This is a genomic window from Pseudomonas sp. A1230, assembly GCF_044218825.1.
Taxonomy (GTDB): domain Bacteria; phylum Pseudomonadota; class Gammaproteobacteria; order Pseudomonadales; family Pseudomonadaceae; genus Aquipseudomonas; species Aquipseudomonas iridis.
This window is the reverse complement of record NZ_CP162582.1, coordinates 2,866,823-2,888,537: the sequence shown is the minus strand read 5'-3', so window position 1 is coordinate 2,888,537 and position 21,715 is coordinate 2,866,823. Positions and strand designations below refer to the sequence as shown.

The 21,715-nt window shown below is 60.4% G+C and carries 20 protein-coding genes and 3 pseudogenes; 11 read left to right on the top strand and 12 right to left on the bottom strand.

Annotated features, from left to right (window positions below):
• Positions 1-876: 876 nt before the first annotated feature.
• On the bottom strand, positions 877-2,028 hold the full coding sequence (locus tag AB4P97_RS13550) for an MFS transporter (protein WP_395602825.1): 1,152 nt from the start codon (positions 2,026-2,028) through the stop codon (positions 877-879).
• Positions 2,029-2,275: 247 nt separating this feature from the next.
• Between AB4P97_RS13550 and AB4P97_RS13545 the strand changes: the two genes are divergently transcribed.
• Complete coding sequence (locus tag AB4P97_RS13545) at positions 2,276-3,256, top strand: diaminopimelate epimerase (RefSeq protein WP_395602824.1); 981 nt, start codon at positions 2,276-2,278, stop codon at positions 3,254-3,256.
• A gap of 155 nt (positions 3,257-3,411) precedes the next feature.
• Here AB4P97_RS13545 and codA read toward each other — a convergent pair whose 3' ends face one another.
• From codA to AB4P97_RS13520, 5 genes are all read right to left on the bottom strand, one after another.
• On the bottom strand, positions 3,412-4,659 hold the full coding sequence (gene codA / locus AB4P97_RS13540) for a cytosine deaminase (protein WP_042560094.1): 1,248 nt from the start codon (positions 4,657-4,659) through the stop codon (positions 3,412-3,414).
• A gap of 14 nt (positions 4,660-4,673) precedes the next feature.
• A complete protein-coding gene (gene codB / locus AB4P97_RS13535; protein ID WP_395602823.1) occupies positions 4,674-5,945 on the bottom strand; it encodes a cytosine permease in 1,272 nt (423 codons plus the stop codon).
• A 293-nt stretch (positions 5,946-6,238) separates the two neighbouring features.
• Positions 6,239-7,051, bottom strand: a complete 813-nt coding sequence (locus AB4P97_RS13530) for an alpha/beta fold hydrolase (RefSeq protein WP_395602822.1) — start codon at positions 7,049-7,051, stop codon at positions 6,239-6,241.
• A 210-nt stretch (positions 7,052-7,261) separates the two neighbouring features.
• Positions 7,262-7,618 carry a 6-carboxytetrahydropterin synthase QueD gene (gene queD / locus AB4P97_RS13525; protein WP_003223505.1) on the bottom strand — a complete coding sequence of 119 codons (357 nt, stop codon included), beginning with the start codon at positions 7,616-7,618 and terminating at the stop codon, positions 7,262-7,264.
• A gap of 85 nt (positions 7,619-7,703) precedes the next feature.
• Positions 7,704-8,783 (bottom strand): patatin-like phospholipase family protein, encoded by a 1,080-nt coding sequence (locus AB4P97_RS13520; protein WP_047300665.1) that lies wholly within the window; start codon positions 8,781-8,783, stop codon positions 7,704-7,706.
• Between the two features lie 174 nt (positions 8,784-8,957).
• On the opposite strand from AB4P97_RS13520, the gene AB4P97_RS13515 reads away from it, so the two are divergent.
• From AB4P97_RS13515 to AB4P97_RS13500, 4 genes are read left to right on the top strand one after another with little or no spacing between them, the layout of a single operon-like run.
• On the top strand, positions 8,958-9,266 hold the full coding sequence (locus AB4P97_RS13515; RefSeq protein ID WP_042560090.1) for a PepSY domain-containing protein: 309 nt from the start codon (positions 8,958-8,960) through the stop codon (positions 9,264-9,266).
• The gene (locus AB4P97_RS13510; protein ID WP_042560089.1) at positions 9,266-9,577 is read left to right on the top strand and encodes a PepSY domain-containing protein; all 312 of its coding nucleotides are present in this window, start codon (positions 9,266-9,268) and stop codon (positions 9,575-9,577) included. The genes AB4P97_RS13515 and AB4P97_RS13510 overlap by 1 nt, the downstream gene beginning before the upstream one ends.
• Before the next feature lie 3 nt (positions 9,578-9,580).
• Entirely contained in the window at positions 9,581-10,249 is a 669-nt protein-coding gene (locus tag AB4P97_RS13505) for a response regulator transcription factor (RefSeq protein WP_042560088.1), read from the top strand.
• Positions 10,246-11,559, top strand: coding sequence for a sensor histidine kinase (locus tag AB4P97_RS13500; protein ID WP_395602821.1), 1,314 nt, complete (start codon positions 10,246-10,248; stop codon positions 11,557-11,559). The genes AB4P97_RS13505 and AB4P97_RS13500 overlap by 4 nt, the downstream gene beginning before the upstream one ends.
• A 115-nt stretch (positions 11,560-11,674) precedes the next feature.
• Here the strand turns inward: AB4P97_RS13500 and AB4P97_RS13495 are convergent.
• Both AB4P97_RS13495 and AB4P97_RS13490 read right to left on the bottom strand, forming a co-directional pair.
• Positions 11,675-12,268 (bottom strand): annotated as a pseudogene (locus AB4P97_RS13495) (methyl-accepting chemotaxis protein); the annotation flags it as partial.
• 312 nt (positions 12,269-12,580) lie between these two features.
• Positions 12,581-13,501 (bottom strand): annotated as a pseudogene (locus AB4P97_RS13490) (chemotaxis protein); the annotation flags it as partial.
• Positions 13,502-14,078: 577 nt separating this feature from the next.
• On the opposite strand from AB4P97_RS13490, the gene AB4P97_RS13485 reads away from it, so the two are divergent.
• The 3 genes and pseudogenes from AB4P97_RS13485 (at position 14,079) to AB4P97_RS13475 (ending at position 17,270) form a co-directional block, all read left to right on the top strand.
• Entirely contained in the window at positions 14,079-15,395 is a 1,317-nt protein-coding gene (locus tag AB4P97_RS13485) for a Na+/H+ antiporter family protein (RefSeq protein WP_042560084.1), read from the top strand.
• A 33-nt stretch (positions 15,396-15,428) separates the two neighbouring features.
• Positions 15,429-16,364 (top strand): annotated as a pseudogene (locus tag AB4P97_RS13480) (cache domain-containing protein); the annotation flags it as partial.
• Positions 16,365-16,448: 84 nt separating this feature from the next.
• On the top strand, positions 16,449-17,270 hold the full coding sequence (locus AB4P97_RS13475; protein ID WP_395593806.1) for a methyl-accepting chemotaxis protein: 822 nt from the start codon (positions 16,449-16,451) through the stop codon (positions 17,268-17,270).
• Between the two features lie 114 nt (positions 17,271-17,384).
• Here AB4P97_RS13475 and AB4P97_RS13470 read toward each other — a convergent pair whose 3' ends face one another.
• On the bottom strand, positions 17,385-18,320 hold the full coding sequence (locus tag AB4P97_RS13470) for a LysR family transcriptional regulator (RefSeq protein WP_395602820.1): 936 nt from the start codon (positions 18,318-18,320) through the stop codon (positions 17,385-17,387).
• 111 nt (positions 18,321-18,431) lie between these two features.
• Between AB4P97_RS13470 and AB4P97_RS13465 the strand changes: the two genes are divergently transcribed.
• The 3 genes from AB4P97_RS13465 to AB4P97_RS13455 all read left to right on the top strand — a co-directional run bounded on the left by AB4P97_RS13465 (position 18,432) and on the right by AB4P97_RS13455 (position 19,867).
• On the top strand, positions 18,432-18,917 hold the full coding sequence (locus tag AB4P97_RS13465) for a DMT family transporter (protein ID WP_042560081.1): 486 nt from the start codon (positions 18,432-18,434) through the stop codon (positions 18,915-18,917).
• Between the two features lie 3 nt (positions 18,918-18,920).
• On the top strand, positions 18,921-19,376 hold the full coding sequence (locus AB4P97_RS13460; protein ID WP_395602819.1) for a DMT family transporter: 456 nt from the start codon (positions 18,921-18,923) through the stop codon (positions 19,374-19,376).
• A 323-nt stretch (positions 19,377-19,699) separates the two neighbouring features.
• The gene (locus AB4P97_RS13455) at positions 19,700-19,867 is read left to right on the top strand and encodes a metallothionein (RefSeq protein ID WP_080896040.1); all 168 of its coding nucleotides are present in this window, start codon (positions 19,700-19,702) and stop codon (positions 19,865-19,867) included.
• A gap of 23 nt (positions 19,868-19,890) precedes the next feature.
• Here the strand turns inward: AB4P97_RS13455 and AB4P97_RS13450 are convergent, their stop codons facing one another.
• The 3 genes from AB4P97_RS13450 to AB4P97_RS13440 form a co-directional block, all read right to left on the bottom strand.
• On the bottom strand, positions 19,891-20,163 hold the full coding sequence (locus AB4P97_RS13450; protein WP_042560079.1) for a hypothetical protein: 273 nt from the start codon (positions 20,161-20,163) through the stop codon (positions 19,891-19,893).
• Positions 20,164-20,202: 39 nt separating this feature from the next.
• Complete coding sequence (locus tag AB4P97_RS13445) at positions 20,203-20,430, bottom strand: DUF6555 family protein (RefSeq protein ID WP_034154602.1); 228 nt, start codon at positions 20,428-20,430, stop codon at positions 20,203-20,205.
• Between the two features lie 132 nt (positions 20,431-20,562).
• Positions 20,563-21,519 carry a nucleoside-specific channel-forming protein Tsx gene (locus tag AB4P97_RS13440; protein WP_042560077.1) on the bottom strand — a complete coding sequence of 319 codons (957 nt, stop codon included), beginning with the start codon at positions 21,517-21,519 and terminating at the stop codon, positions 20,563-20,565.
• Positions 21,520-21,715: the final 196 nt, after the last annotated feature.

Genomic DNA, 21,715 nt, shown 5'->3' with positions numbered 1-21,715 from the left:
CGGGTCACTTTTTCCAGACGCCGAAAAAGTAACCAAAAAGGCTTTGCCCTGACGTTCGGCCCTCGCTGTGGCTCGGGTTCCTTCGCTCCGGGATTGATCCGGGCGCATCGTCTCCGGTTTGCTTCGCTGCACCTCCTCTCGATGTGTTTGGCTGCGCCAAACGGTCGCTGCGCTCCCACCCCCGGATCAATCCCTCCGCTCAGCCTGCCGACGGGCCTGAAGATCAAAAGCTGCAGCCGAGCTAACGCTCATTGTGTTGAGTGGGGCGGACTTCGCCGTATTGGGTGTTCGCAAATCAAAATTGTGGGAGCTGGCTTGCCAGCGATAGTGGCCTGCCAGCCGACCAGGCTCTGGCGGGTGTACTCGATCCCATTGTGGGAGCGAGCTTGCTCGCGACGGCGGTCTGACAGCTGACCAATCTCAGGCAGATGTAATCAACTCACCTGTAGGAGCTGCCGAAGGCTGCGATCTTTTGATCTGCTTGGCTTTGGCTTTGGCTTGGGTTTTTGATCTTCTGCCCCATCGGCAGGCCGAGCGAAGGTGTTCATCCGGGGGGTAGGCGCGTAGCGCCGTGCGGCGAAGCCGCATTCATCGAGAGCAGGTGCAGCGAAGCAAACCGGAGGCGATGCCCCCGGATGGACACCGTAGCGAGGGAACACTGAGCCTCAGCGAAGTGCCGTACGCCGGGGCAATGCCTTTTGGTTCCTTTTTGGCGTTTGAAAAAGGGACTCGCTGTAAGAGCGAAACCGCCAGCGGCAGCACCCGCACCAACGGATATGCCTCCAAACCCCAAACCCAACCCCCAAAAAACCAAATCAAAAGACCGCAGCCTTCAGCAACTCCCACACAGTTCGCGATCTGGCAGCTGCACTCGGTTCAGACTTTCAACACCTTCCCGCCAATCGCCACCGCCACCAACAACACCGCCATCAGCCCAAACGCAAAACTCAAGCTGCTGGCATGCGCGACGAAACCGATCACCGCCGGCCCCGCCAGAATCCCCGCATAACCCAGCGTAGTGATCGCCGGCACGGCAATGCTTTCCGGCATCACCGTCTGCTTGCCCACCGCCGTGTACAGCACCGGCACGATGTTCGAACAACCGGCACCGACCACCGCATAACCGACCAGAGCGAGTTGCCAGCTTGGCGCGAACGTCGCCAGGAACAAGCCTGCCGCCGCCAACAGGCCACCAAACAGAATGATCCGCGTCGCCCCGACACTGCGCACAATCCGGTCGCCCATCAAGCGGCCGGCGGTCATGGTCAGGGCAAATGCCGCGTAACCCAAACCCGCATAGGCCGTGTCGATCCCGCGTTCCTGAGCGAGGAACACCGCGCTCCAGTCCAGCGCCGCGCCTTCGGTGAGGAATACGATGAAGCACATCCCGCCGATAAACAGCACGATGCCGTGCGGCACCGCGAAGGCCGGACCCGAGCTTTCGCTGCCATACGGCAGCATGTGCGGGACGCATTTGAACAGCGCGCCGATCAGCACCGCGACCACCACCAGCATCGCACCCAGCGGCGACATACCAAGGCCGAGCAGGGCGCTGACGCCCGCCGCGCCGACAATCCCGCCGAGGCTGAACAAGCCGTGAAAACCCGACATCATGTTTTTGCCGCTGGCGCGCTCGACGATCACCGCTTGCAGGTTCACCGTCGAATCCACTGTACCCAGCCCGGCGCCGAACATGAACAGCGTGGCAATCAACGCCGGAACCGACGACACCGTCGCCAGCAACGGCAACGCCGCGCAGATCAGTAACGTGCCGCCAGTTGCCACGCGTCGGCAACCGAACCGCGTGGCGAGAATCCCCGCCAATGGCATCGCCAGAATCGAACCGACGCCGAGGCACAACAACAGCAATCCCAAGGTGCCCTCATTGAGCCCGGCGCGGGCCTTGGCGTACGGCACCAGTGGCGCCCACGCGGCAATACCGAGGCCGGCGATGAAAAAAGCGATGCGGGTGGACATCTGTTGCATGCGTCCGGGGACGAACGTGTCTTGGGGGGTGAGGCTGGTCATATCGATCCTTGGCAAAAATACATCGCGTCCTCGAGGGACAGTGATTGAGCGTCGAGGTTCGATCACAGGACTTGGTGGAACGCAGGAGGATATCGTTGCACAGTCCAACCCGTGGGAGCGAGCCCGCTCGCGAAAGCGGTGTGTCGGTGGATATGTTTTTCGATTGAGCAACGCATTCGCGAGCAGGCTCGCTCCCACAGGGGATTGCGTTTTACAGTGCCATTTTCGAAACGATGAAGGGCATGTGATGACGCAGTTCTACGATGCTCGGGGCAACATCTATGGGGTGGTTTCTCCGGCGACGTTGCGTGAAGCGGGGATTGATTTGCCAGCGAATGCAACCGAATGTGCGTCATCGCGCAAGGCATGGAGTAAAGCGGCCATCGCGCTGTGCTGCGACTGGCCGGAAGGTCAGCGCCCGCCGAACAGCAAATCTCACCGCAGCGATGGCCTGCTGATTGGCCCTTTCCAGAACTCGCCGCCGTTTGACGTGCTGATCGTCAACACCGACGGCACCCTCGCCGAGCGCAGTGGCAACGGCCTGACGATATTTTCTCAAGCGTTGACCGAACAGGGATTGATGCCGGAGCAGGGGGCGCGATTAAGCGTCCACCACGACAAGGGTGATGCGCTGCAAACTTCGGTGAATCCGGCCGAAGTCGAAAGTGTGAAAGGTTTCTGGCTGGATCTCGGCCAACCCGAATTCGGCGCGGATGCGGTCGGAGCGCAGAACATAGAAAGCGGCGAGTTCAATGGGCGTGCCGTGAGCCATGTGCGGCTCTTGGCGCAACTCGATCCGACTTGGAGCCGCAGCCAGTTTGTACGCGTCGGCAATCCGCATTGTGTGACGTTACTGACAGAGGTTGGCGCATTGCCGAGTAACGAGCAAATGCGCGAATCACCGCTGAGTGAAGGCTTGACCCGGATTGCTTACGCGATGCCGACGGGTGAAGGTGATCCTTGCCCGGCGGGCGTCAATCTGCAGTGGGCCGTGCGCGAGTCCGAGCAGCGAATTGTCGCGCGGGTGTTCGAACGCGGCGAAGGGCCGACCGCTTCCTCCGGTACCAGCGCCAGTGCGGTGGCGTGCGCGGCGTGGCGAGTCGGTTGGGTCGACGCGGGCGAGGTGCACGTCGTGATGCCCGGCGGCACCGCTCCGATTTTGCTTGAAGAAGAGCACGGTGAATTGATCGGGGTCAGATTGTTCGGTACGGCGCAGTTGATGGGTTGAATTTGAAATCGCCATCGCTGGCAAGCCAGACTCCCACAGGTTTTGTGCTGAGCACTGCGTCTGTGTACACAGCAGTCCTAGGCCAGACACACACACACACTGTGCTCACCGAAAACCCTGTGGGAGCTGGCTTGCCAGCGATGGGGCCCTCAGCCTCAGCTCAAACTGCTGCTGAACTCCACCACCGGCATCTGCCGCTTCATCAACACCTTGCCGCCGCGAATCGAATACAGCGGCAAGCCCTGGCTGCGAATGACCTCGTAATCGCTGTCCGCCGAGAGGATCAGCAGGTTTGCCGGTCGCCCCTGTTCCAGGCCATAGCGCTCGCCCAGATTCATCGCTTTGGCGCTGTTATCGGTGACCAGATCCAGCGCACTTTGCAGGTTGCGGTAACCGAGCATGTGGCAGATGTGCAGGCCGGCTTCAAGCACGCGCAGAATGTTGCCGTTGCCCAGCGGATACCACGGGTCGACGATCGAATCCTGGCCGAAACACACGTTCATTCCGGCTTCGAGCAGCTCATTCACGCGGGTCACGCCACGGCGTTTCGGGAAGTTGTCGAAGCGCCCTTGCAGGTGAATGCTCTCGGTCGGGCACGAGACGAAACTGATCCCGGAATGGCCGAGCAGGCGGAACAGTTTTGCGCAGTAGGCGTTGTCGTAGGAGCCCATCGCCGTGGTGTGGCTGGCGGTGACGAGGGCGCCCATGTCGCGGCTGCGTGCTTCTTCGGCAAGCACTTCGAGGAAGCGTGAGTGCGGGTCGTCGGTCTCGTCGCAATGCACGTCGACCAGGCATCCGGTGCGTTCGGCCAGGTCCATCAGAAACTTCACCGAACTCACACCCTGATCGCGGGTGTACTCGAAATGCGGGATCCCGCCGACCACGTCGGCGCCCATGCGGATGGCTTCTTCCATCAACTCGCGACCGTTGCGGAACGACTCGATGCCTTCCTGCGGAAAGGCGACGATTTGCAGGTCGATCAGGTGTCGACTTTCCTCGCGCACTTCGAGCATGGCTTTGAGTGCGGTGAGTTGCGGGTCGGTGACGTCGACGTGGGTGCGCACATGCTGGATGCCGTGAGCCGCCAAGGTCTGAATGGTTTTCTTGGCGCGGGTCTTGGTGTCTTCTTCGGTGATGGTGACCTTGCGCTCGCCCCAGCATTCGATGCCTTCGAACAGCGTGCCGCTCATGTTCCAGCGCGGCTCGCCGGCAGTGAGGGTCGCGTCGAGGTGAATGTGTGGCTCGACGAAGGGCGGCACCACCAGATTGCCGCCGGCGTCGAGGTCGTCGGGGCCCAGGGTCGGGGCTTCGGTCTGGCGGGCGATGCTGCGGATCAGCCCGTCTTCAAGGTGCAATTCGTGCAAACCTTCCTGGTTGCGCAGTCGGGCGTTGATGATGTGCATCAGGCAAATCCTTCTTATAAGTCTTGAAGTGGCGCGCTGGCGCTGCGGGCGCCGAGTATGGCGGTGAAGATGACATACGTTAGCGCGGCAGCAGCGATCCCTACCAGCGGCGCGACCCACGGCGAGCTGAACGCCGCGACGGTGCCGATCCCGTAGGCCCCGAGGCCCGGCCAGTTGAAGGCCGGCAGCCGTGCGTCGGCCAGACGCGGATAGCGCCCGCGCCAGCGGTAGAAGAAGTCGGCCATGATCACGCCGCCAATCGGTGGGATCACCGTGCCAAGCAGAATCAGATAAGGCACCAGCATGTCGTACATGCCCAGCAGGGCGAGCAGGGTGCCGATCACCGCACCCGCCAACGTCACGGTCTTGCGCCGCCCGGTGCGCAGCAGGTTGCAACCGGCGACGGCGAAGTTGTAGATGGTGTTGTCCTGAGTGCTCCAGATGTTCAGCAACAGCATCGCCATTGCGGCCATGGCGAAACCTTGCAACAGCAACACTTCGACCACGTCCGGTTGCTGATAGACGATGGCGCCGTAGGCGCCGATCAGCACCATCAGGCCGTTGCCGATGAAGAACCCGATCAGGCTCGCCAATACCGCAACTTTTGCCGAACGCGAAAAGCGCGTCCAGTTGGTCGCCTGAGTCGCGCCACTGACGAATGTGCCGAACACCAGGGTGATGGCGGTCGACCAGTCCAGCGAACCACTGGGCACAACGCTCAGCAGTCCCTCGAAACCGCCGACTTTCACCGTTGCGGCCCACATCGACAGCATCAGCAGCAACATCATTGCCGGCACCGCGATGTACGACAGAATCTCCAGCCCGCGATAACCGACATACGCCGTGGCGCAGAACATCAGGCCGAACAACACCATCAACACGAGAACCGTGGCCTCATCGAGGTTGAAATACTTGCCGATCACCACCGCCGCCGTCGCCGTGCCCCAGGCATACCAGCCGATCTGGGTGAAACCGAGGATCAGGTCGCTGAGCTTGCTGCCGACTTCGCCAAAGCAGAAACGCCCCATCAGTACCGAATTGAGACCGCTCTTGAAGGCGATATAACCCAAGCCCGCTGCGTACACCCCGAGCAGCAGATTGCCGACGATGATCACCGCCATCAATTCGGCAAAACCGAACGCCACGCCGAGCTTGCCGCCGGCAAACATGGTCGCGGTAAAGAAGGTAAAACCCAGCAACACCATCGCCGTGGAGGCCAGGCCTTTGCGCGCATGCAGGGGGACTTCGCTGAGGGGGTAATCGTTGCCGGAATCGTTTTGCGTCATGGGGCGGTCCTTGCTGAAAGGGAAGACGCGGGGAGGGTTGCAGTGCTCGTGCCAAACCGGGCGCTGTGGCTATGTATAGACGAGACGGTGCTTTTCGGCGCGAAAGCGGTGCACCTGAACACAACCGGGCCCCATGTGAGGGCCAGCAGTCCAGCGCTCGCACAGTCTTGTGCTGACCCCATCCCGGAGCTGCCGCAGGCTGCGATCTTTTGATCCTGTTTTTGCGGATCAAGAGCAAAAGATCGCAGCCTGCGGCAGCTCCTACAGAGGATGTTTGTGATCGTTTTGTGGGGTCAGAGGAAGCGCAGGAGCGCGGCGACAATGGCTTCAGGGGCGTCTTCCTGGACGAGGTGGCCGGCGTTGGGGATTGGGTGGAATTGTGATCCCGGGATCATGTTGTGTAACGCTCGACCCCGTTCGATGGGAATCCACTGATCTTCTTCACCCCAGAGAATCTGTACCGGGCAGCGGATGTTCGGGTACTGATTTTCAGCGTCACGGGTATAGCGCTCATCCATCTGCGCAATCTGCCGATAGAACGCCGCTTGGCCCGGATCGCCGAGCCAGGGCTGCACGTAGGGCGCCAATTCATCATCAGGAATCTCGCGGTGAATCGCTCCGCGAATATAGGTCGGCACGATGGCGCGCTGAATGTAATCGGGCAATCCGCTGAAGGCTGCTTCGTACAGACGCACATGCTGCACAAACGGCGAACCCCAAGGCGTCAGCGCCACCGGATCGATCAGCGTCAGGCTGCGGTAGTCCTTGCCATCGAGCAGATGCGTGCGCAACGCGGTGGCGCCGCCGAAGTCATGGGCGACCACGTCGGGACGTTGGATATTCCAGTGATCAAGCAATTGCGCGAGGAGTTGGTTTTGTATGCCGAGGGACACATCCGCATCAGGTTGCTCGGAACGCCCGTAGCCGAGCAGGTCGAAATAATGCACCCGGTGCGTCGCGAAAAAATGCGGCGCAATGCGGTGCCACACGTAGGAAGAGAAGGGCGTGCCATGCACAAACACCAGCGGCGGGCCGTCGCCGCGCACGGCATGACGTACCTGTCGGCCATGGAAATCAAAGACCTGATCGAGCAGCCAGTCCGTCATGGGCCTGTCCTCTTGGCGGGTTTGAGCCAAGAAGCATAGGCGTAAAAAAACAGCCATGGCGGCTGTTCATTTTTCTGCGAGCAGACACTGAACCCTGTGGGAGCGGGCTTGCCCGCGATAGCGCTGGGTCAGTCACATTGATGTTGCGTGTGCCGACGTCATCGCTGGCAAGCCAGCTCCCACAGGATAAGCGGTGTTGTTCAGTACGAGTTACTCACCGCGATAAATGCAACCGCTGGTGCAAGTTTCATGAATGCGGATCGCGCTGAGCTCCGGCAGCAGTGGCTTCATTTCATTCCAGATGAATTTTGCCAATACTTCGCTGGTCGGGTTTTCCAGACCGGGAATATCATTCAGATAGTTGTGATCCAGACGCTCGTACAAAGGCTTGAAGATCGCCTTGATCTCGGAGAAGTCGCGGATCCAGCCGGTGTGCGGATCGAGGTCACCGCTGAGGTGAATTGCCACTTTGAACGAGTGACCGTGCAAACGCCCGCACTTGTGGCCGTCCGGGACGTGCGGCAGGCGGTGGGCGGATTCGAATGTAAATTCCTTGAAGATTTCCACAGTGTTTTCAGCTCTGTTCAGATGGCGTTCGCCGCAGCGATTCGGGCAGGCGGCGAGTTTACCAGCTTGTGTTTGGCCGTGCTGACTAAAGGGTCAGCAAGCGCTCGGCGAGGCGACCATTGGCAGCCAGTTCGAGAAACTCGTCGCCCAGTCGGCGGCTCTCGTCCATCGCCGCGTGCCAGTATTTCTGTCGGCTCGGTGCATCGCCCATGAAGCGCTTGAAGTCGTTGCGGTCGGGCAGTTTGCCGTAGGGCAGGCGCGCCAGGTATTCCTTCGAAGGCGCGAGCAACAGCACGTCCTGCAAGCGCTGCACCGAAGCACGGCGCCACGGCAACGTCTTGTCGAACCAGCCCGGAATCACCCGGTCGGTGAAGTGCGGATAGAGCACGATACCGTCGCCGCTGTAGGGCAGGTCGAGGTGATAGTCGAGCAGGCCACCGTCGCGAAACGTCCCGGCACCGGCGCCCGGCAAATCACGCACGCCTTCCATGACCATCGGGATCGAACCCGACGCCAGCAGCGCCTGACGCAGATTGCCGGCATTTAGCGCGACGAAGCGTGACGGAAAGTCATTCAACGCATTGACCGGCGGCGCCAGGCGCGGATCGTGGATGATCAACCGTTCGAAGTGCCGCGACAGCCGTGCGCGGCCTCGCAAGTTATCAGCAATCACGGAGCCCAGCGCCAGACCGAGACGACCACGATGATCATCGGCCAGACGCCCCTGGCTCTTCACCACCATGATGTTCAAGCGGTAGTCGGCGTTGGTGAGGATGCTCGCATCGCGGCCGTCGAGCAGGTCGTTGAGCATGCGCTGCGAGCTCTGGCTGATCTCGGCCATGGTCACGCCTTTATTGAAATTCTGCTCGGCGTAGAGCTGGCCGAGGCGACGGATGCCTTCGGCGGCGTCCGGCAGGCAGGCGCTGGCGAAGCGCCAGGAACCGACCGATGCCCCGATCAGCGAACGCTCGCGCGGCGCACTTGGCAGCCACTCACCGAACAACGCCAGATCCAGCCCCTGAATCCCCAGCGCCTTCGGCCCACCGGCCGCGCCGGGCAGGGTGCCGACGTCGGCAGCGTTCAGGCCTTGCGCACGAATACGCGCCATGGCCCGTGGGCCAGCCTTGAGGGTGAGGGCGGGAAACTTGATGTGGATGGCAGTCATACCGGTCTCGATCGTTAGCAAGCTTGGAATTATAAGCACATGTTGCCAATCCCTGTAGGAGCTGCCGCAGGGGGAATGGGTTCTGCGGGCACAATGATGGCCATTCAGTTTCAGTTAAGTTCATCCCGTTAAGGTGCCCTCCGTAGGCAACACATAAAAAATACGGAGATACCCATGAAAACCCTGACTGCCCTGTCCCTCGTCTCGATCATCGGCCTGACCGCCAGCCTCGCCCATGCCCGCGATTTGGGACCTGATGAGGCCCTGCGGCTGCGCGACGCTGGTACTATCGTCTCCTTCGAGAAGCTCAATGCCACGGCACTGGCCAAACACCCGGGTTCGACCATCACCGAAACCGAGCTGGAAGAGGAGTACGGCAAGTACATCTACCAGGTCGAACTGCGTGATCCTCAAGGGCTGAACTGGGATCTGGAATTAGACGCGGTCAGTGGGCAGGTTCTCAAGGATCATCAGGATACGTAATGAAGGTTAATGTTCGCGCCACCAGCCTTGGTGCGTTGGCGCTTGTGATGTTCTGCTCGTCGGCGATGGCTCGCGACCTCGATCAGGACGAGGCACTGAAGCTGCGTCAGCGCGGGGTGATCCTGCCGCTGGAGCAAGTGTTGCAGCAGGCCATGGATCGTTATCCCGGGGCAAAACTGCTGGAAGTCGAGCTGGAAGAAAAACACGACGTCTACATTTATGAAGTCGAGTTGCTGACGGCCGAGGGGGTGGCGCGCGAGCTGCACCTGAAGGCCGATACCGGTGAACTCGTGAAAGACAAGGAAGATTGATCGATGCGCTTGCTTCTGGTGGAAGACCACGTACCGCTGGCTGACGAGTTGATCGCCGGCCTGCAACGCCAAGGCTACGCGGTGGATTGGCTGGCGGACGGACGCGATGCGGTGTATCAGGGCAGCAGCGAGCCCTATGACCTGATCATCCTCGACCTCGGCCTGCCCGGTGTGCCGGGGCTTGAGGTGCTGGCGCAGTGGCGCGCGGGCGGGTTGGCGATCCCGGTGTTGATCCTCACGGCGCGCGACTCCTGGGCTGAACGCATCGAGGGCCTCAAGGCCGGCGCTGACGATTACCTGACCAAACCGTTCCACCCGGAAGAGCTGCACCTGCGGGTGCAGTCGCTGTTGCGTCGTTCCAAGGGGCAGGCCAATCAAACCACGCTCAAGGCTGCCGGCCTGCATCTGGACGAGGGCCGTCAGTGCGTGACGCGCGATGGTGCCGATATCCAGCTGACCGCCGCAGAATTCCGTCTGCTGCGCTATTTCATGCTGCACCCGGAGCAGATCCTTTCCAAAAGCCACCTCGCCGAACACCTCTACGACGGCGAGACCGAGCGTGACTCCAACGTCCTCGAAGTCCACGTCAATCACCTGCGCCGCAAACTTGGCAAAAGCGTCATCGAAACCCGTCGCGGTCAGGGTTACCTGTTCGGCGGGCAAGCTTCATGAGGTCGATCCAGCGCCGCTTGAGCCTGGGTTTGATCAGCGTGATGGTGGTGGTGGGGCTGGTGTTGGCACAAACCAGTCTGTGGTTGTTCGAAATGGGCTTGCAGCGCTACCTCGAAGCTGGATTGCGCAACGACAGCGAAAGCCTTTTGGTGGCGCTGGTGCGCGGCCCGCAGGGTTTGCAGCTGGATGAGCGCCACCTGTCGCCAGCCTATCAGCGGCCGTTTTCCGGACATTATTTCCGCATTGATTTTGCCGACAGCCACTGGCGCTCGCGCTCACTGTGGGATCAGGATCTGCCGCTGCTCGAGCATCCGGGGCTGCACAGTAATCTGCAATTGGGCCCGGACGGCCAGAAACTGCTGGTGCTGCGTTCGGACTATCGCCGGTTGGGCCAGTCGATCTCCATCAGCGTCGCGCAGGATTACACGCCGGTGAGCGACAGCTTCGAGCGCATGCGCCAGATCGGCCTCGGTCTCGGTCTGGCCGGTTTGCTGCTGATTCTGTTGTTGCAACGCCTCACCGTGCGTCGCGCGCTGCGGCCGTTGGAAAAGGCGCGTGAGCAAATCGCTCAGTTGCAGCAGGGCCAGCGCTCGCAACTGGACGATCAGGTGCCGGTGGAGCTGGAGCCACTGGTGGCGCAGATCAACCATTTGCTCGCGCACACCGAAGACAGCCTCAAGCGTTCGCGCAATGCGCTGGGCAATCTCGGCCACGCGCTGAAAACGCCGCTGGCGGTGTTGCTGAGCCTGGCGTCGAGCGAAAAACTCGACAGCCATCCCGAGTTGCGCAAGATCCTCAAGGAACAACTGGAACAGGTGCAGCAACGGCTCAATCGTGAACTCAATCGCGCGCGACTGTCCGGTGATGCGTTGCCCGGGGCGCTGTTTGATTGCGATGCCGAACTGCCGGGATTGCTGGCGACGCTGAACATGATCCACGGCGAGCATCTGGCGCTCAGTTACGTTGCGCCCAAAGGACTGCAACTGCCGTGGGACCGTGAGGACTTGCTGGAGCTGCTCGGCAACCTGCTGGATAACGCCTGCAAGTGGGCGGATGCCGAGGTGCGTTTGAGCGTGGTCGAGAGCGCTGACGAGTTTGCCTTGAGCGTCGAGGATGATGGCCCGGGGATTCCTGCCGAACAACGCGCTCAGGTGTTCAGTCGCGGGACACGGCTTGATGAGCAGACTGACGGGCATGGCCTGGGGCTGGGGATTGTGCGAGATATCGTCGATACGTGGGGCGGGACGTTGGTGTTGGGCGAGAGTGAGTGGGGCGGGTTGAAGGTAGAGATTCAGCTGCCTCGTCGATAACCTGAACCCTTGCACAAACCCTGTAGGAGCAGCCTTCGGCAGCTCCTACAGGGGGAGTGCGTTTCTGGGTGAACCGCTGTAGCTCGAACAAGCAAGCCGCAACAGGTTCTTCGAATCAGACGCGAAACTGATCCATCAAACTCTGCTGCTGATTCGCCAGGCTGTTCAGCGACTGGCTCACCCGCGCCGATTCGTTCGCTTGCCCGGACAGCGATTCAGTCACATCGCGAATCGTCGCCACGTTGTTGTTGATCTCTTCCGCCACCGCGCTCTGCTCTTCAGCGGCACTGGCAATCTGCAGGTTCATGTCGCTGATCACCGTCACCGCATCACCAATCTGACGCAGCGCCGTCACCGCTTGGCCCACCTGCTCGACACTGCCCTGCGCCTGACGATGGCTGTTGCTCATCGAGCCGACCACATCCTGCGTGCCGCTCTGCAACTGTTCGATGACCTGACGGGTTTCCTCCACCGACTCCTGCGTGCGGCGGGCGAGGTTGCGGACTTCGTCGGCGACGACGGCAAAACCGCGTCCGGCTTCACCGGCACGAGCCGCTTCGATCGCGGCGTTGAGGGCCAGCAGGTTGGTTTGTTCGGCAATGGCGCGGATGGTTTCCAGCACCGCGCCGATTTTCTCACTGTTAGCGGCGAGGCCTTCGACTTGCACCATTGCCGCGCTCATGTCGGCGGCGAGGGTGTCGATGCTGGCGGTGGTGCGGTCGATCACGGTCAGGCCCTGACGCGTGGCACGATCAGCATCCTTGGCCGCTTCGGCCGCCTGAGCGGCACTGCGAGCCACGTCCTGCGCGGTGGCGCTCATTTCGTGGGACGCGGTCGCGACCTGATCGACCTGACGGTATTGCTGTTCCATGCCGGCGCTGGTCTGCGTAGCGATGGCCGAGGACTGGTCGGCGGTGTTGCGCGCGTCCTGCACCGAGCGTTTCACTTCGGCGATGATCGGCTGCAACTTGTCGAGGAACTTGTTGAACCAACCGGCCAGTTGACCGAGTTCATCCTGCTTGTCATACGCCAGACGGCGGGTCAGATCGCCTTCGCCGCTGGCGATGTCTTCGAGCATGTGCGCCACGCCAAGGATCGGTCGGGTCACGCTGCGCGCCATCAGCCAGACCAGCACCAGGCCAATCAACGCCGCCAGAACGCCGAGGCCCAACTCGATCAACGTGCCGGTGTTGTTGCTCGCATCGAGGTGCTGCTTGAGCGCTTCGGCGCGTTCCACCAGCACTTTTTCAGGGACATCCAGCAACACTGCCCACGACGGTCCGCCGGGAATCGGCTGGAACGGCGACAGCACTTTCAACTGGCCGTTGCTGTGCAGGCTGCTGACACTGGTATTTGAAGCAAGTTGGCGCAGCAGTTCGGCGCCGCTGGTTTTATCCACGGCGTCAAGACGCTGGCTGAGTTTGCCGGCATCCGGGCTGTAGCCGGCGAGCAGGCCGACCGGGCTGATGATGCTCACGGCGGTCTGGCCGTCGTAGAGTTTTTTGCTGGCGCTCTGGCTGATCGCTTGCAGGCTGTTGAGGTTGATGTCGACCGACAGCGAAGCGATGACTTTGCCGTTCACCATCAGCGGGAAAACGATGCTGGTCATCAGCACGTTCTGGCCGTCGATCACATAGAAGTACGGTTCGATCACACAGGGTTTGAGCGTGGCGCGCGGGCAGGTAAACCAGGCGTTGGCAGCCTGACCGCTGGGGCCGGTGCTGGTGTCGGCCATGTCGCTTTCCGGCAGGGCCATCGAGGTGATTTTGCCCGGTGTCGGCTGCGACCAGTACAGGGCGAAACGGCCCTTGTCGTTACTGCCCAGCTCGGCTTGGCCGGCAAACAGTTCATCCTTGCCGTCCAGCGCGTTGGCTTCGAACACCAGCGACAGACCGAGCAAATCCGGGTTGGCTTGCAGCGCGGACTTGACCTGACGGGTCATGTCTTCGCGCAGGTCGAAGGCATCAAGGAAGCGCTTTTCGGCCTGCTCGCGCAGGAACAGCACCTGACGCGAGAAACCATGGCCGTATTGATAGGCGTCCATGAACTGCTGGCGAATGCCCGCCGCTTGCACTTCGCCCTGGGATTCGATGCGCGCCTGGGCCGATTCGGTGAGCATCTCCATGCTGGAGGCTTTCACCATTTCGGAGCTGTGCTCCATGCGATACAGCGAAAGACCCACCAACAGGGTCACGATACCGGCCAGGCAAAGCCCGGCGAGCAGGGTGATTTTCCATTGGATGGAAAGTTGTCTCAGCGACATGGACACGTCCTTATTCGATAAATATCTTAGACTTTGCACTGTAGCGGCCTGACAGCAGCTTTCTTGAGCTTCCAGCCGCAAGCTGCAAGCGAAAAAACGCAAAAGCTTGCCGCTTGTTACTTGCAGCCTGTCGCGGCTTCATTCACAGTGCGCGCCCTTCTAATAAGACCCTCTTTGCAATCCGCCGGTTAACCTTTGGCGGGCTCATCCTGTCTGGCGGTCGGTTTTCCACCGCAGTGTTTTTTGAGGTAGTGAAATGAATGCAGTCATAGCGGCGGTTGGCATCATGCTGATTCTCAGCCTGTCCCGGGTGCACGTGGTGATCGCTTTGATCGTCGGCGCGCTGGTCGGCGGCCTGACCGGTGGTCTGGGCATCGATGCCACGCTAAAGGCGTTCAACAGCGGCTTGGGCGGCGGGGCGACGGTGGCGTTGTCCTACGCATTGCTCGGCGCTTTCGCCGTGGCGATTGCCAAGTCGGGCCTGGCCCATGCGCTGGCCGACAAGGCGCTGGCGATGGTCGACCGCCAGCACAGTACCGGTGGCGGCAACGTCAAATGGCTGCTGATCGGCCTGTTGTGGGTGGTGGCGATTGCCTCGCAGAACATCCTGCCGATCCACATTGCGTTCATTCCGTTGCTGGTGCCGCCGCTTCTTTATGTATTGACCAAGCTGCAACTCGACCGCCGCTTGATCGCCTGCGTCATGACGTTCGGTCTGATCACGCCGTACATGTTCCTGCCGGTGGGTTTCGGCAATATCTTTCTCAATGAAATCCTGCTGGCCAACGTTGCACGCAGCGGTGTCGACATCAGTGGCATTAACGTCACCCATGCCATGGGCATTCCGGCGTTGGGCATGGTGTTCGGTCTGGCGATGGCCTTCATCAGTTACCGCAAGCGGCGCGTGTACGATCTGGCGAAGATCGAGCAGGTCGAGCAAGCGGCGGTGCAGTACAACCCACTGAGCCTGATGATCGCCGGCGTGGCGATTGCCGCAGCGTTCATCGTGCAGTTGCTGCTCGACTCTATGATTATCGGCGCGCTAGTGGGCTTCCTGATCTTCTCGGTATCGGGCATCGTCAAATGGCGCGACACCGATGATCTGTTCACCGAAGGCATGAAGATGATGGCGATGATCGGCTTCATCATGATCGCCGCCTCGGGGTTCGCCGAAGTGATGAAGGCCACCGGGCAGATACAGACACTGGTCGAGTCGTCGGCTTCGTTGATCAATCACAGCAAGGGCGTGGGCGTGCTGTTGATGCTGCTGGTCGGGTTGCTGGTGACCATGGGCATCGGATCGTCGTTTTCCACGGTGCCGATTCTGGCGGCGATTTTCGTCCCGCTGTGCGTGCAACTGGGCTTCAGCCCGCTGGCCATCGTCTGCATTGTCGGCACTGCCGGTGCGCTGGGCGATGCCGGTTCGCCTGCCTCGGACTCGACCCTGGGCCCGACCTCCGGTCTGAACATCGACGGCCAGCATCACCATATCTGGGACACCGTGGTGCCGACGTTCCTGCACTACAACCTGCCTTTGCTGGCGTTCGGCTGGGTGGCCGCGATGGTGTTGTAACCGCTGAACCCTGTGGGAGCGGGCTTGCCCGCGATGGCTTCGACACATTCAACAATTATGTGGCAGACACACCGCTATCGCGGGCAAGCCCGCTCCCACAGGGTGATGAGGTGTCTGCTGACTCAACTTTTGCTATGGCGTGCCGTTAAAGCCTTTAACCACGCCAATAAAACCAAAAGAGTGAGTACCCCAATGCGTCTGAGCCTCAAGGCTAAAGTCCTCTCCCTTGCCGTCCTCCCGGTATTGCTCTTTGCGCTGGTCATCAGCCTGACCACGCTGTTCATTCTTCAGAAGCAGGCGCGCGAAGAGGTCGAACAGACGCGCGAGCGCCTGCTCGGCGACGCCAAAGCCACTCTGCAAAGTTACGTCGCCGTGGCCATGACCACGATCAAACCGTTGTACGACGCTGCCGCCCCCGGCGATGAAGCGGCGCGCGCGCAGGCGATCAAACTGCTGTCGGGGATTCGCTACGGCAAGGACGGCTACTTCTTCGGTTACGACTCCGAGACCGTGCGCCTGTTCAAAGCCAACGATCCCGAAGGCGTGGGCAAAAGCTTCAAGGACAACCGCGACCCGAACGGCGTTTACGTCAACCTCGGTCTGGTGAAAGTGGCGAAGGACGGCACGCATTACCTGCAATACAGCTCGCCGCTGCCGGGCAACGCAAAGGTGCTGGTACCGAAACTCGGCTACACCGAATACCTGGCGAAGTGGGACATGGCGGTCGGTACCTCGGTTAACCTCGACGGCATTGAAGCGCAAGTGGCGCTGGTCGAAACGCAGGTGCAGGAACGCATGCAAGGCGTGGTGCTGAGCATCGTCGGCGTGGCGGTGGTGGTGCTGCTGGTGATTGCCGCGGTGGGAATGCTGCTGGCCAATACCATTTTGCGTCCGCTGACCCAGATGAAAGCCAACCTTGACGATATCGCCGCGGGCGAGGGCGACCTGACCCGCCGCCTGAACATCACCAGCCAGGACGAACTGGGTGAACTGGCCGGCTCGTTCAATCGCTTCGTCGACAAGATTCACGGCCTGGTGCGGCAGATCACCGAGATGACCACACAACTGACCGGGCTGGTGACGCAGGTGTCGGATCAGGCCCAGCGTTCGGATCAGGCGATGGAGCGTCAACGCCACGAGACCGATCAGGTCGCCACGGCGATCAACGAAATGTCCGCCGCCGCCCAGGAAGTCGCCAAGAGCGCACAGAACGCCGCCGTCGCCGCCCAGCAAACCGATGAAGAAGGCCAGAGCGCCAAACGCGTGGTGGCGGGCAGCATCAAACAGATTCATGCGCTGGTCGATGACATCCGCAGCAGCGGCGTGTCGCTCGATAGCCTGCAACAGGACGTCAGTTCGATTGTCGGTGTGCTTGGGGTGATCCGTTCGATTGCCGAGCAAACCAACCTGCTGGCACTGAACGCGGCAATTGAAGCGGCGCGGGCCGGTGAGGCCGGGCGTGGCTTTGCAGTGGTGGCGGATGAGGTGCGTGCGCTGGCCAGTCGTACGCAGATCAGCACTCAGGAAATTCAGGCGATGATCGATCGCTTGCAGGCCGGCACGCAAGCGGCGGTCGAAGCGATGCGCCGCTCCAGCGAGGCGGGTGACGGTACATCGGCGCAGGCCAATCAGGCTGGGGCTTCGCTGGACGCGATGGCAGAATTGATCGCGACCATCAACTCGATGAACGCACAAATTGCCAGCGCTGCCGAGGAGCAGACGGCGGTGGCCGAAGAGATCAACCGCAGCGTGCATCAGATTGCAGTGGCGGTAGATAGCGTGGCGGATGAAACGCAACTGGGGGCGCAGACGTCGCGCAGTCTGGCGGATCTTGGCCAGCGGTTGGGCAAACTGGTTGGGCAGTTCCGAATCTAGGAGCCGTACGCAAACCCCTGTAGGAGCTGCCGCAGGCTGCGATATTTTGATCTTCTGAAAAGCAAAATCAAAAGATCGCAGCCTGCGGCAGCTCCTACAGGGATGGTGCAGTCCTCAAGGTCTGTCCCAATAAGGCACTTCGCCAAAACACTCGACAAAGAAATCAATCACCGTCCGTACCTTCACCGACAACCGCCGGCTCCCCGGCCACAGCACCGCGATCTGCTGCGGTTCCAGACTGTTCGACACCTGATACTCCCCAAGCACCGGCACCAGCGTGCCTTCGCGCACCGCTTCACCAATCAGCCATGACGGAAACATCACCAACCCCAGCCCTTGTTCGGCCGCCTGGGTGAGGGTGTCGGCGTGGTTGCCGGTGATCGGACCCCTCACCGAATAGGGCGTCCAGTCGCCTTGATCCTGACGGAAAAACCAACGCTGCTGGCCAGTCGCACCTTTGTAGGCCAGACACTGATGGTGCGCAAGATCGTCGGGATGTTGCGGCGTGCCGTGACGTTTCAGGTAGGCCGGGCTGGCAGCGACCTGAAAGCGGTGCGGCGCAATTATCCGCGCCTGCATGCTCGAATCGTGCAGCGGGCCGATGCGAAACAACAGGTCTGCCCCTTCCTGCAACGGGTCGACGTAATGGTCGGTTTGCTGGATGTCCAGTTGCAGCTTGGGATAACGCGCGCACAACTGACCGAGCCACGGCGTCAGATGCCGTTGACCAAACACCACCGGGGCGTTGATCCGCACAAGGCCGGTGGGTTCGCTTTGCTGTTCTTGCAAGGCTTGTTCGGCTTCTTCCAGTTGCACCAGCACCAGCCGCGCGTGGTGGCCGAGCATGCGTCCGGCTTCGGTCGGCATCACCGCGCGCGTATGGCGATAGAGCAATTGCTGGTTCAGCGCTTGCTCCATCAACTGGATTTGCCGGGAGATGGAGGAGGGCGCCACGCCCTCGCGGCGGGCGACTTCGGAGAAGCTGCCGTGGTCGAGCACTGCGACAAACAGTCTGAGTGCCTTGAAACCGAGTTCATTGAGCCCGTGCATGAATCGTCCTGCTGTGCGAGTTACGCAAAAGTGTTGTCCGGATGCTCCCATTTATCGCACAGCGAAGCCAGCCGATAATCCGCGCCATCGTTTACTTGCACAGGTTTTGTTATGCAGACGTTGGATGAGGTGAGTGTTAGCGCGCCAGTGGCCAAGCCGTTGTTGCGATTGTTGTTGCTGCCGCTGGTGATTCTGGCGGGCATGGGTTTGTCAGTGGAGGCGGGCTTGCTCGGGCCGTTGGGGGTGCAGGTCGGGCATCTGTGGGCGACCTTGAGCATCTTTGGCGTCGGCTCGGCGATTCTGTTTTTGCTGTTGTTGTTCGCTGGCCCGCAAAAGGGCCCTGCGCTCACCGATCTGCCACGCTGGCAGTTGATCGGTGGGTTCCTGGGGCCGATGTATGTGGTGGTCTTGACGTTGGCGACGCCGCATATCGGTATTGCGATGACGATGATCGCAATTCTGTCCGGACAGGTCGGCAAAAGTGTCTTGATCGATCATTTTGGTTGGTTCGGGGCGACGCGCAAGAAGGTTAACGCTGAGCGCTGGCTGGCGTTGGGGTTGATTGTGGTGGCATTGGTTTTGATTGCGCGGGGGTGAGTGATGAGTCTGATTATTTTGTTGGTAGTGGTGGTATTGGCCGGCGCGGTGTTGAGTGTGCAGGCGGCGATCAACGGGCGTTTGGGTGAAACCGTTGGTGTATTGCGCAGCAGTTTGCTGACGTTTGTGGTGGGCGCGGTGGTGACCGGGTTGTTGATTCTGTTTTTTGAGCCGGCGCAGGCGGTGAGTCTGCTGGATGTGCCCAAGTGGCAGTTGATGGGGGCGCTGTTTGGGGTGGTTTATATGATGGTGATGGTGGGCGCGGTGCCTGTAGTGGGGACGGCTGTGGCGACGGTAGCTGTCATTGTCGGACAGCTTGGGATGGGGATGTTGATTGATAATTTTGGCTGGTTGGGAAATCCGGCGATTGAGCTTTCCTCCAGTCGGGTTTTAGCGATGGTTTGTTTGGGGTTGGCTTTGGTTTTTATGTATCGCAGTAGTGTTCGTGGGGTTGATTGATTTACTGACTGAGTACATATCCGTTGCTGCGGCAACGGTTTCCTGGGGGGGGCGCCCTTCATCGAGCGCTGCCCGCCCAGCGCTCTCCCGAGGGTGAAAGGGCCGACTTTTGTGCTTTTTCAAACGTGGGTTTGACCCGGTATTTCACATCGGCGTAACCCTTCAGCTCACCTCGGTCAGTCCCCTCTCCCTCGGGGCGGTCCGACGTTTCGGGAGGGCTACAGTGAGGGCTTTTGATCTATTGCCCCCTTCTGCAGCTCCTACACTGTTGTTTACGGCTCGCATTCGAGCCTCAGACAACCACAACCCAAGGAGTCTGTCCCATGCCTGATAGAAAATGCGATTGCCCCGGATGTAAATGCACCATCAAAGACGGCGAGCATGCGTACGCTGTGCACGGTAAGCACTATTGCTGTGAGGCCTGCGCTCACCACCACAAGGGTGGCGAGGAATGTTCCAGCAAGGGCTGCCAGTGCGCGCATCCCAAGTAAACGTACCCACAGAAAAGTGGAGCCTAATCAGGCTCCACTTCCAGTTTCAGGCTGTCGTCATCCAGCCGCTCTATATGCCGCACCGTGCCTTGCAAGCGTCGGCCTTCGACCGTGACCACGACGGTTTTCGCCTGATCAAGATCTTCAGGTAACGGCGCCGGCACCCTCAGCGCGAAGCGAAACGGATCATCCTCGACGGCTTCAAGCCCTACCGCACAATCAACACATTTGGTGATACGCCCGAACAAGGTGTCCAGGCCGTAATCCAGATGTGCCGGGCTCATGAGGTGGGTCATTGTGCATTCCCCCGAATGATGTCGATCACTGTGCGCAGCTTAGCTGGTCGGTCGCCAGACAACGTTTTCCACGCCGAATTTTTCCGCCATCGGTTTACTGGTCTTCTGCACCTTTTCCCGGCCGAAACGCGGGATCCGACCTACGCCTGCGTCGCAACTCGCCCAATGCCAAGCTTCGGCGTTGTCCATCTTGTCCGAGCGGATAATGAAGGACTTGGGCGTGCCGTGAAGGGTGTAGTCGATGACATAAAGTTTTGCGTTGTTCATAAAGCCCGTATTCCTCCCTGTGGTAATAGAAGGATCGCGGCGCACCGGGAAAATTCACTCGGATTGTCCGACGGTATCTACCCTGATCTGATGGGCGCTACCGATGACTGCGATCCAGTGATCATTTACAGGTCAGAACTGATACCCGATCCCCGCGTAATACCCCCAACCATTCGAACGCGCGCGGAAATTACCGTCGCCGAAATTCAGCTCGCTGCCATCCTCCCAGTTGCCGCCGTTATGGAAATAACGCCCGACCAGGGTGAAGCGCAAATGGGTGAACGCGTAGAGCAACACGTTGGTCGCCACCGTCGCGTTGGCGGTGCGTGCCGGGTTGTCCTTGTGGATGTCGGAGCCGAAATCGAAGTTGGTGAAGCCGATGTAGGTGAGCGAGGCACCGTTGCTGAATTTGTCGATGGGGATGATGTACTTGAGCTGTGCACGGTAACCGTCCCAGGAATACTCGTTGCTCGCACCGTAGTTTTCCCACTGGTAGCGCCCGTACAGGTTGGCTGACAGATTGACCCGCGAATGGGTGTCGATGTCGGTGCCGAAACCGCTGTAGAGGGTGTTGGCGCGGTTTTCTTTGCGGCTGCCGTGGTCGTAGATCCAGTCGAAGGCCACATACCATTCCTTGAACGGGCCGATAGCCAGGCTGCGGCCGGCGAGGTAGTCGATGGAGATCCGCGGTTCGTGCTCCATGAACACGGGCGAACCGTGGTCCCATACGCCTTTGTCGTGGCTGTTGCCGATGTTGAAGATTTTCGGCACGTCGATGTAGCCGTATAGCTCGAACGGGCCCTTGCGCCCGAAGTATTCATATTCCAGGTAGATGTCGTCAGCCGGTTGCGGGCCGAAGCTGATGTCTTTGCTGCCGATCAGGGTCAGGTCCTGGTTGTACCAGTCCGACAGGTACGCGCCTTTTTTCGGCGGGCTGGCTTCGGGGCTGAGGGTTTCGCCCTGGGCGGACTCGGGCAGGGCCGGTTGTGCAAATGCGCTTTGGCTGAGAACTCCGGTAACGCCAGTCAGTAGCAAGGAAACAGCAAACGTGCGCGCGAGGGGGGCGCGAAGAAGGGAAGCGACGTGCATGCAAAGTCCTTTTTTTGCGGATCAAGGCCCGGAATCTGCGGGCCTGGCGGATGTGTGGCGAAAATGCCGTGATTGACGGCTCGCAAACGTTTGCATAAGCCGTACCAGTTTTCTTCCAGCGGCCCTGCAGGAGCTGAAGCACGCTGCGATCCTTTGATCTTGGTGCTTAAAAGCAACATCAAAAGATCGCAGCGAG